The following is a 10,266-nucleotide window of genomic DNA, read 5'->3' on the forward strand; positions in this document are numbered from 1 at the left end:
GCCGAAAGGTTATGGAGTGCGGCCGGACGCCGCCCTGCGGACCACGAAGAGCATCAGCCCGGCGGCCAAGCCCAGGGCGATGGCGACGGCCTGCGGCGTCGTCATCTGGAGCAGGATGATCCCGCATCCCAGCATGACGATGGCCAGGACCAGGGGGGCGGCGGGCATGCGGTAGCCCGCGGGCGGCGCGGTCCCCTCCCGGTCTGCGCGTCGCAGCCGGATCGCGGCCAGCGCGACGCCCATATAGACCAGCACGCGCGTTCCGACGGCGAGGACGACGAGGCTCTGGAAGGTCCCGGTCAGGGCCAACGCCAGCACCAGGATCGAACTGAGCGCGATCGCGACCACCGGCGTGCCGAAGCGCGCGGATCGGCGGCCGAACCATGCGGAGATATCACCCTGGTCGGACAGGCTCTGCAGCAGGCGGGAGTTGGCCAGAAGCGCGCCGGCGTTGCTGCCGACCACGGCCAGCATCGCGGTGGCGGCCATCACCCACCAGCCGGTTGGTCCAAGCACCGCGCGGGCGGCGTCGGCGAGCGCCAGGGTGCTCGACGCCAGGTCGGGAACGAGGCCGATCGCAATGGCGTTGGCGCCCACCAGGAGGACGACGCCGGCCGCCAGCGACGTGACGAGCGCGCGCGGCACATCGCGCTGCGGATCGCGCGCCTCGCCCGCGGGGATCGCGAGGTTCTCGAACCCGGCGTACGAGAACATCCCCATCGCCGCGGCGGCTACGCCCGCCTGCCAGGTGAGCGAAGCCGAGGGTCGCAGGGCCGCGACGTCGAGGTGGGGGATCGCCAGCCCGATCAGGATGACCACCGGGGTGATCTTCACGACCGCAAGCGTGGTCAGCAGTCCCGCGTTGGTGCGGCCGCCCATGACCGAGAACGCTGCCACCAGGATCGTCAGCGCGATGACGACGACCGTCGTCGCCGCGAGGTCGAACTGGCGTCCAGTGGTGACTTCCAGCAGCAGGATCAGCGCCGCGAACATCGAGGCCGTCGAGATCACCCGGGACAGATAGAGCACCCACCCGATCTCGAATCCGACCAGGGGGCCAAAGGCGCTTCGCACATACAGGTAGGCGCCCCCGTTCTCGCGGAACCGGCTGCCGACCTCGGCGAAGCACAGGGCGATCGCGAACATCAGGACGCCCATGGCCAGGAGCACGATGGGCGCCCAGGCGCCGGCCGTCGCGAAGTACTGGGCGGGCAGGAGATAGAATCCGGCGCCGATGATGCTGTTGACGCCCACCGCGGCGAGGGTGGCGAGGCCCATGGCTCGAGGCGTCCGCGAGGCGTCGTTGGGCGACATGCCGGTCAGGCCGGATCGGGTTCGCCGGGCAGCCGGTACTTCATCTCCACCGTGCCGAGCTTGAACGCGGCCCGCGTCGCAAGGTGGAACTCGCGCTGGATCCGGGCGCACCAGAGGTAGCGGGTCTCATCGTCCAGCCCGTCCGTGCCCTCGATCCAGCGGATCATCATCTCGATGAACTGGCCCACGTTCAGGCGCGAAGCGTACTCGGCGCGGGCCTCGGCGCCGGGCGGGGCGTCGGGCCCGACCTGGAACCAGCGTTCGCGAGTGTAGGCCGACATGGCGTCCTCGAGCGCCATGCGCCAGTCGAGCCCTTCCACGCCGCTCTGGCTGTAGCGGAAGACGAGAAGGTAGGGCTCGGGCTGCTCGCGGGCCGCCATCGCCATGCCGCGCAGGCGCGCGCCGTACTCATGGCCGGGCAGGGCCCAGACCTCGTGGATCTTGGCGACCACCTTGTCGCGGAGTGCATCCAGCAGCGCCTGCTTGGAGCGAAAGATCCGGTAGATCAGGATCTTCGGAACGCCGGCCGCGTCCGCCACATCCTGCATGGTGGCCGTGCCGACGCCGCGCTCGAGGAAGACCCGGCATGCCGCGATAAGGAAGGCTTCGCGCCGCTCCGGAACATTGACGCGAGGCTTCGATCCCCGTCCCGTTCGGGGCCGCTCGGCTTGCCCGGCAGCTGGCTTCGCCACTCGTTCCTCGCCCCTTGCCACGTCGCAGCTACCCGCCCTCGGACGCCGGCGACGCTATATGAAACCAAGTCGTAGCATAGTTTGACAGGCGGGCAATGCGAGCGCATCGTTACCCGGTCGGAACAAGCGCGATCAACGGCGTGCGCCGAACTGCAAGGGGGAACACCATGGCTCGTGGCGGACTGTTTCTTTCTGTGGCGATCGCGGCGCTCTGCGCGCCCGCGGCAGGGTTTGCTGAAGAGCAGAGCGTGGGCGTCGAGGAGGTGGTCGTCACCGCCCAGAAGCGCGCCGAGAACGTTCAGGACGTTCCCATCTCCGTAACCGCGTTCAACGGCGAGACGCTGAAGGCCGCCGGCATTCAGGACGTGCGCGACCTGCGCCGGCTGACGCCAAGCCTCTATCTCGCGACCTCGTCGAACACCAGCAACACCCGCATCATGATGCGCGGCATCGGCACCAGCGGGAACACGGCGGTTGAGCCCAGCGTCGCGGCCTTCGTCGACGGCGTCTATGTGCCGCGCATCGGCTCGCTGCTGACCGGCCTCAACGATATCGGCTCGGTGGAAGTGCTGCGTGGGCCGCAGGGCACCCTGTTCGGCCGCAACGCGTCGATGGGCGCCCTGCTGATCCGCACCCGCGACCCGGGTGAGACGTACAGCGCCGAGGTCAGCGCTGCGATGGGCAATTATGGCCGCAAGCGCGTCTCGGCCCTGGTGGATCTCCCGATCACCGAAAACTTCCACACCCGCGTCTCGGCGCTCGCCTACGAGGGCGACGGCTTCGACCGCAACGACCTGACCGGCAAGCGGATCGGCCGCAACGACGGTTTCGCGGCCAGGATCGGCTTCAAATGGGAGCTCGCGCCCGAACTCACCTGGACGGTGAAGGGCGACTATCAGAACGTCAGCGGCGACGGCTACAACACGGTCACCATCGTCTCCCGCTCCGTCACACCGGCCAGCCTCGCCACGTGGCTCGCGCGCCTCGATCCCGACGGCGCGGGCCCGGGCGTCGGCCTGCTGCCCTACACTGCCGACACGTACTCGCGGCACGTCCGCCAGAGCACCGATGGCGACCTGATCGACTACCAGTCGGGCATCGCTAGCGACATCACGTGGAACCTCGCCAACGGCTACCAGCTCAAGCTGATCAGCGGGTACCGCGACTGGAACAACGTCCAGTACCAGGCGTCGAACGGGAATATCCCGCTCGAGCTGCAGCGCCGGACCACCAACGCCGACAGCCAGAACCACTCCGAGGAACTGCAGCTCCTGTCGCCCGACACGCTGCTGGACGGAAAGCTGAGCTACGTGGCCGGCCTGTTCTACTTCGACGAGGCCTATGACCTGGGCCAGAACATCGACCTCACGCGCGACTACTGCGAGGTGTTCATCCGCAACACGAGCACCGCCGCGCGTCTCGCACAGTGCCGCGCCAACCCCCTGAATAAGGCGTCGGTCTGGCTCTTCAGCCAGGACACCGAGTCGGTGGCCGCCTATACCCAGGCCACCTACAAGGTGACCGAGCAGGTCGCCGTGACCGGCGGCATCCGCTACTCGAAGGACAAGAAGAAGGCGATCTTCAAGGCCTTCACGGCGAACCCCGCGGCGGCCCAGTCGCCGGAGTTCACGCCCAACATGCGGTTGTCGGAAGATCAGGTGACCTACCGCCTGAACGGCACCTATCGGCCTAACGACGACATCATGCTGTTCGCGAGCTTCTCGACGGGCTTCAAGTCGGGCGGCTTCGACTCGGCGCCCGGCACGACCGGCCCGGTCGGCGCCGCGACGCGGACCTTCAAGGCCGAGACGGTGGACAACTGGGAACTGGGCGTGAAGTCCGAGCTGTTTGAGCGCCGGCTGGTGCTGAACGCCACGATGTTCCGGTCCGACATCTCGGATCTGCAGTTCAGAACGTTCGACGGCCTGCAGTTCCGGACGCGCAACAATGGCGAGGCGCGCCAGCAGGGCCTGGAGTTCGACGCCATGGCGCGTCCGATCCCGCCGCTGACCCTGACTCTCGGCGGGACCTATCTGGACTCCGAGTACCTGGATTTCCGCGGCGCGCCCGGGTTGCCGGGCTTCGGCGGTGCCCAGGACCTGACCGGCGAGCGACTGCCCTACTCGCCGAAGTTCCAGGGGGCGGCCTCGGCGCAGTACATCGGCCAGCTCATGGGCGACATGACCTGGATGGTCCGCGCCGACATGAGCTTCACGTCGAGCCAGCTGCTGGCCTCGGCCGGCGACAACAATCCCGACGCCCGCCAGTCCGGCTACACGACCTTCGGCGGACGGGTGGCCATCCGCGGGCCGGAGGAGCGCTGGGAGCTCGCCGTCGCCGCGGTCAACCTGACCAACGAGACCTTCTGCACCGGCATCTTCAATCAGCCGAACAACGCTGCATTCGGACTCAACAACACGGTCACGGGGGCCACAGCGCTGCGCTGCACGCTGAACGAACCCCGCCAGGTGACGGTCGAACTGAAGGCCAAGTTCTGACCCGAAAGCGGGGAGACGACCGATGACCCATTCCGCCCGCGCGTCATTCCCGCCCGGAGGCAAGGCCTGGCCCGACCTCCAGGCGGAGATGGCCGACCGCACCGCCCGCGACGCCGACTGGCGCGGCGGTCGGACAGCGATCTTCTTCTTCCTGGCCGACGACGAGGCCTACCAGGTGGGCAAGCGCGCCTACATGGAGCACTTCTCGGAGAACGCCCTGGGCGCGGCGCGGGCCTATCCCGGCATCGGGAGCATGGAGCGCGACATCATCGACTACGGCCTCGACCTGTTGCACGCCCCCGACGGCGGACGGGGCGTGTTCACGACCGGCGGGACGGAAAGCATCCTCTTGGGCGTCAAGGCGGCCCGCGAGCGCCACCGCGCGCTGGGCCGTGGGCGGGCCGGCGCGCCACTGAACCTCGTGATGCCCGTTACCGGTCACCCGGCGTTCGACAAGGCCGCGATCCTCATGGATGTCGAGGTGCGTCGCGCGCCGCTGCGCGAGGACCGCCGCTGCGACGTCGCGGCCATGCGCACCCTGATCGATGAGAACACCTTCCTGATCGTCGGCTCCGCGCCGTGCTTCCCGCACGGCGTCATCGACCCGATCGGCGAGATCGCCGCGCTGGCCGCGGAGAGCGACACCTGGCTGCACGTCGACGCCTGCGTCGGCGGCTGGGTGGCCCCGTTCTTCGAACGCATCGGCCGCGGGACCCCGGTGTTCGACTTTCGCCACGATGCGGTGCGGTCGATCTCCGCCGACCTGCACAAGTTCGGCTTTGCGCCGAAGCCCTCGTCCACGGTGTTCTTTCGCGACGGGGAAGACCTGGACCGCTCCACGTTCCGCCTCGGCTACTGGCCGAGCGGGCTCTACACGACCGCCACGATGTCAGGGTCGCGGCCGGCCGGGGCGGTCGCGGGCGCCTGGGCGGTCCTCAACCATCTGGGGACGTCGGGCTACGAGCGCGCCGCACGTGACCTCGCCGCCATGACCGACGCCTACGTGGCCGGCATCGATGCGATCCCCGAACTGACCCTGTGGGCCCGGCCGGACGTCACCATCCTCAATTTCGGCTCGACGGTGGTCGACATCTACGCCGTGGCCGAGCGGATGAAGACGCGCGGCTGGATCCCGGGGCTCACCAGCGAACCGCGCGGAATGCACACGATGCTGGCCATGCAGCACGCGCCGGTCCGCGAGGCCTGGCTGGCCGACATGTCGGCCAGCATCGCCGAGGTGCGCGCGACCCAGGCCAAGAGCGACCTGGCCGCCACCTACTGACAGGGAGACGCGCGGTGGATTTCGGCCAGTCCCTGCCCCCGCTTGAGACCGACTGGTCGACCGAGGGCATCGTCGCGCGTCGCGACCGCTACTACGCTGCTTCGCAGCGCCGGTTCGTCCCGTACACGACCCCGCTGATCTTCCGGCGCGGGCACATGCAGCACCTGTGGGACGAGAACGACCGCAGGTACACAGACCTTCTGGGCATGAACCTGTGTATCTCGGTGGGCCACGCGCACCCGACGGTCGTGGCGGCCGTGCAGGCGCAGGTCGCCCAGCTCACCCACTGCACCACCATGTTCTACCACCCCACGCCGGCCCACTTGGCGGAGGAACTCACCCAGACCATGCCGGCGGGCCACGAATGGGTGGTCCACTTCACCAACAGCGGCGCCGAGGCCATCGACCTGGCGCTGCTGATGGCGCGGTCCTACACGGGCGCCATCGACATGCTGTCGCTGCGGACCAGCTACCATGGCGCCACCTTCGGCGCGCAGGCGCTGACCGGCATCGCGGGCTTCCGCCACAATGTGCCGCAGCTGGGCGGCGTCGCCTTCCTGCCCGAGCCGAACGCCTACCGGGGCCTCTTCGGCCAGGAGCTCCAGCCCTACCTCGACGAGGTGGAGCGGGCGATCGAGACGTCCACCTCCGGCCGGCTCGCGGGCATGATCCTCGAGACCGTCCAGGGCTACGGGGGCATCGTCGAGATGCCCCCGGCCTACATCGCCGGCGCCGCGGAGCGGGTGCGGGCCGCAGGCGGCCTGATGATCATCGACGAGGTCCAGTCCGGTTTCGCGCGCACGGGCGACAACTTCTGGGCCTTCGAGGCCAGCGGCGTCGTTCCCGATATCGTCGTGATGGCCAAGGGCATCGGCAACGGCATCCCGCTGGGCGCGGTCGTGACCCACCGCCGCATCGCCGAGTGCATGGCCGACAAGTTCCTGTTCCACACCTACGGCGCCAACCCCGTCGCCTGCGCGGCCGGCCGCGCGGTTCTGCAGGTGATCCGCGAAGAGGGTTTGCAGGCCAACGCCAAGGCCGTGGGCGCGGCGCTGAAGAGCGGCCTCCTCGAACTCCAGGCGCGCCATCCGATCATCGGCGATGTGCGGGGTCTGGGCCTGATGATGGCGGTCGAGCTGGTCAAGGATCGCAAGACCAAGGCGCCGGCCACCGAGGAGACGGCGGCCATCTTCGAGGAGACGCGGCGGCAGGGGATCGTGGTTTCCAAATCCGGCCCACACCGCAGCATCCTGCGCATGGTCCCGCCGCTGTGTCTCTCGATGGAGGACGTGCCCACGGTGCTCGAGGCGTTCGAGCAGAGTTTCGCCGTGGCGCTGGCCTGAAGCCGCCGCCGATCCGGCTCCGGATCGGCCAGTTCGGAGTTTGGAATGTCCGCACGCCGTCCGTCTTCGTCACCGGTCCAGCCTACGCGCCGGGCGCTGCTCGCCGGGTCGGCCGGCCTGCTGGCCGCAGCGGACGCCGCCGCCCAGACCCCCCGGCGTCCGACGGCCGCGCCTCCGCCCAACATCGTCTTCATGATGGTCGACAACTTCGGCTACGGAGACCTGGGCTGCTACGGCGGCGGGGAGCTGCGCGGGGCGCCGACTCCCAGGATCGACGCGCTGGCCGCCGAGGGCGTCCGCCTGACCAACTTCAACGCCGAGCCCGAATGCACCCCCAGCCGCTCCGCGCTGCTGACCGGCCGCATGCCGATCCGCTCGGGCACCTCGATTGTGGAATCGCGCGGGCTCAAGGACGGCATCGCGCCCTGGGAGTACACCCTGGCAGAACTGCTCTCGGACGCCGGCTATGCGACCGCCTGTTACGGAAAATGGCACCTGGGGTCGGCCGACGAACGGGCCCCCACCCGCCAGGGTTTCGATGAGTGGTTCGGCATCCCGCGCAGCAGCGGCGAGGTGAACTGGCCAATCCAGCCGGGCTTCGATCCCAAGGAGTATACGCCCCAGTCGATGATGGAGGGTCGCAGGGGCGAGCCCAGCCGTCCCCGCGGCGTCTACGACCGCGCCGCCCGTGCGCTGATGGACCGCCAGATCACCGATCGCGCCGAGGCCTACATCCGCCGCCAGGCCAGGGGGGAGAAGCCGTTCTTCCTGTACGTGCCCTTCACCCTTCCGCACGAGCCGCCGCTGGCGCATCCCGATTTCGTCAAGCCGGGCCGTTCGAACTACCAGAACGCCCTGGTCGAGATCGACCACAACGCCGGGCGCCTGATCGATGCGGTCGACAAGGCCGGGATCAGGGACAACACCATCGTCGTGTTCTGCAGCGAGAACGGGCCGCAGAGCTTTCAGGGCGTCGGCGTCGACTTCGGCGGCCGCGCCGACTCGGGGCCGTTCCGCGGCGAGTTCCCCAGCGGCTGGGAAGGGGCGATCCGCACGCCCTGCATCATCCGCTGGCCGGGGCGCGCTGCGCCCGGCCGGGTCAGCAACGGCATGGTCTCGATCCAGGACTTCTACCGCACCTTCGCCGGGATCGCCGGCGCGGCGGCCCGCGTGCCCACCGACCGCGCCGTCGACTCGATCGATCAGGGCGACTTCCTGTTCGGAGGTAAGGCCACGTCGAACCGCGAGCACCTGATGATCTTTCACAACAACCGCCTGCTGGCCGTGAAGTGGAAGAACTTCAAGATGCACTTCGCCGTGCGTGAACCGCCGCGCGGCGCCGTCGTGGCGTCGGGTCAGGTGGCCACGACGTCCTATCTCGAGGAGCTCCCCAGCCCGTGGGTGTTCGATCTGGAGAACGATCCGAAGGAGCTCTGGAACATCTACACCACCAACATCTGGGTCCGCCGACCGGTGGCCCGAATCCAGCGCGAGTATGAGGAGAGCGTCATGCGGTTTCCCAATGTGCCGACAGGCGGCGAGGGGCCCGCGCGGGCCGGAGCGGTCTCGTGAGCGGTCGCGCGTTGTGGGGTCCATCGCTGGTCGCGGCGACCGTCGCGGGACTGGTGGCGACCGGCGTGGCCGTCGGCGCCTCGACCGAACGCCCGGCCAAGCCGGCGAAGGCGACTGAGGCCGTGCCGCCCGCGGCTCAGGCCGGCCGGCTGCCGGGGTACAGCGCCGAGCGCAACGCCTATTTCGGCGACCTGCACGTCCACACCTACCTGTCGAACGATGCGTACATTTCCAACGCGCGGCGCACGCCGGACGACGCCTACCGGTTCGCGCAGGGCGAGGCGATCGGGCACCCCTCGGGCTTCGCGGTGCGCCTGCAGGGCGGGCCGTTGGACTTCACCGCCGTCACGGATCACTCGGAGTACCTCGCGGTGGTCAGCGCCGCGGCCCGGCCCGGGCATCCGCTGGGCAAGCTGCCGTTCAGCCAGAACCTGATCGCCACCGATCCGGTCCAGGCCCAGAGGGGGTTCGAGGCCTTCACCAGCGCCAAGCTCCAGGGCACGATGCCCAAGGAGTACGACGATCCCGCGATCGTCGCCGAAGGCTGGCGCGAGGTGCAGGACGCCGCGGCTCGCCATAACCGGCCCGGCCGCTTCACCAGCTTCGTGGGCTACGAATTCACCGCCTCGCTCGAAGGCAAGAACCTGCATCGCAACGTGATCTTCAAGACCGCGCGCGTACCCGGCGCCCCGTTCTCGGCCACCAGCGTCTACGATCCAGAACTGCTGTGGCAGGCCATGGACGGCTGGCGGGCCAAGGGCATCGAGGCGCTGGCCATCCCGCACAATTCGAACGGCTCGGACGGCATCATGTTCGACAGCGTGCGCCTGAACGGCCAGCCGATCGACAAGGCCTACGCCGAGATGCGGATGCGCAACGAGCCGCTCGTCGAGATCACCCAGACGAAAGGCACATCCGAGACCCATCCCTCGCTGTCGCCCAACGACGAGTGGGCCAACTTCGAGATCTGGGAGCGCTACATCGCACAGAACAAGATGGTCACCAGGTTCGCGGGCAGCTACGTCCGCCGGGCCCTGCAGGACGGAATCCTCCAACGCGAAAAGCTCGGCGTGAACCCCTTCAAGCTCGGCTTCGTGGGGGCGACCGACACGCACAACGCCACGCCAGGGCTGGTCGAAGAGGTCGACTACGTCGGCGCGTCCGGGCTTCGCGATGGCGCGCCCGAGCAGCGCGGCTCGGTGCTGCCCAAGGGCGCGGCCGACTGGCCGGCGCGCGGACCGATCCAGTACTCGGCGCGCGGGGGCTCGGGTCTTACGGGTGTCTGGGCCGAGGAGAACAGCCGCGATGCGATCTATGCGGCGCTGCGGCGCAAGGAGACGTTCGCGACGTCGGGGCCGCGGATCAAGGTGCGGTTCTTCGCCAGCTACGACTTCCCGGCCGACCTGATGACCCGGCCCGACACGGTGCGCCAGGCCTACGCCCGCGGCGTGCCCATGGGCGGCGACCTGCTGGCCGCACGGGGGAAGGCCCCGCAGTTCCTGGTCTGGGCGGTGCGCGACCCGCGCGCCGGCTACCTCCAGCGGGCCCAGGTGGTGAAGGGCTGG

The 10,266-nt window shown here is 69.2% G+C and carries 7 protein-coding genes; 5 read left to right on the forward strand and 2 right to left on the reverse strand.

Going from position 1 to position 10,266, the window contains the following annotated elements:
* Positions 1-9: 9 nt before the first annotated feature.
* Positions 10-1,278, reverse strand: a complete 1,269-nt coding sequence (locus tag EPN98_RS04580; protein ID WP_293360971.1) for an APC family permease — start codon at positions 1,276-1,278, stop codon at positions 10-12.
* A 41-nt stretch (positions 1,279-1,319) separates the two neighbouring features.
* Positions 1,320-2,006 carry a TetR/AcrR family transcriptional regulator gene (locus tag EPN98_RS04585; RefSeq protein ID WP_293360973.1) on the reverse strand — a complete coding sequence of 229 codons (687 nt, stop codon included), beginning with the start codon at positions 2,004-2,006 and terminating at the stop codon, positions 1,320-1,322.
* Between the two features lie 167 nt (positions 2,007-2,173).
* On the opposite strand from EPN98_RS04585, the gene EPN98_RS04590 reads away from it, so the two are divergent.
* The 5 genes from EPN98_RS04590 to EPN98_RS04610 all read left to right on the forward strand — a co-directional run.
* Complete coding sequence (locus tag EPN98_RS04590) at positions 2,174-4,504, forward strand: TonB-dependent receptor (protein WP_293360975.1); 2,331 nt, start codon at positions 2,174-2,176, stop codon at positions 4,502-4,504.
* Positions 4,505-4,526: 22 nt separating this feature from the next.
* Positions 4,527-5,786, forward strand: coding sequence for an aminotransferase class V-fold PLP-dependent enzyme (locus EPN98_RS04595; RefSeq protein WP_293360977.1), 1,260 nt, complete (start codon positions 4,527-4,529; stop codon positions 5,784-5,786).
* A gap of 14 nt (positions 5,787-5,800) precedes the next feature.
* Positions 5,801-7,129, forward strand: coding sequence for an aspartate aminotransferase family protein (locus tag EPN98_RS04600; protein WP_293360979.1), 1,329 nt, complete (start codon positions 5,801-5,803; stop codon positions 7,127-7,129).
* Positions 7,130-7,174: 45 nt separating this feature from the next.
* A complete protein-coding gene (locus EPN98_RS04605; RefSeq protein ID WP_293360981.1) occupies positions 7,175-8,701 on the forward strand; it encodes an arylsulfatase in 1,527 nt (508 codons plus the stop codon).
* Positions 8,698-10,266, forward strand: a 1,569-nt coding sequence (locus tag EPN98_RS04610) for a DUF3604 domain-containing protein (protein WP_293360983.1), incomplete at its 3' end; no start/stop codon positions are given. The genes EPN98_RS04605 and EPN98_RS04610, both read left to right, overlap by 4 nt.

The organism is Phenylobacterium sp. (assembly GCF_004299445.1).
Taxonomy (GTDB): Bacteria; Pseudomonadota; Alphaproteobacteria; order Caulobacterales; family Caulobacteraceae; genus Phenylobacterium.

Excerpts from the sequence above, each read along its gene's own strand:
- EPN98_RS04590 (WP_293360975.1), top strand. The coding sequence starts at position 2,174 with ATGGCTCGTGGCGGACTGTTTCTTTCTGTGGCGATCGCGGCGCTCTGC.
- EPN98_RS04595 (WP_293360977.1), top strand. The coding sequence starts at position 4,527 with ATGACCCATTCCGCCCGCGCGTCATTCCCGCCCGGAGGCAAGGCCTGG.
- EPN98_RS04580 (WP_293360971.1), bottom strand. The coding sequence starts at position 1,278 with ATGGGCCTCGCCACCCTCGCCGCGGTGGGCGTCAACAGCATCATCGGC.
- EPN98_RS04605 (WP_293360981.1), top strand. The coding sequence starts at position 7,175 with ATGTCCGCACGCCGTCCGTCTTCGTCACCGGTCCAGCCTACGCGCCGG.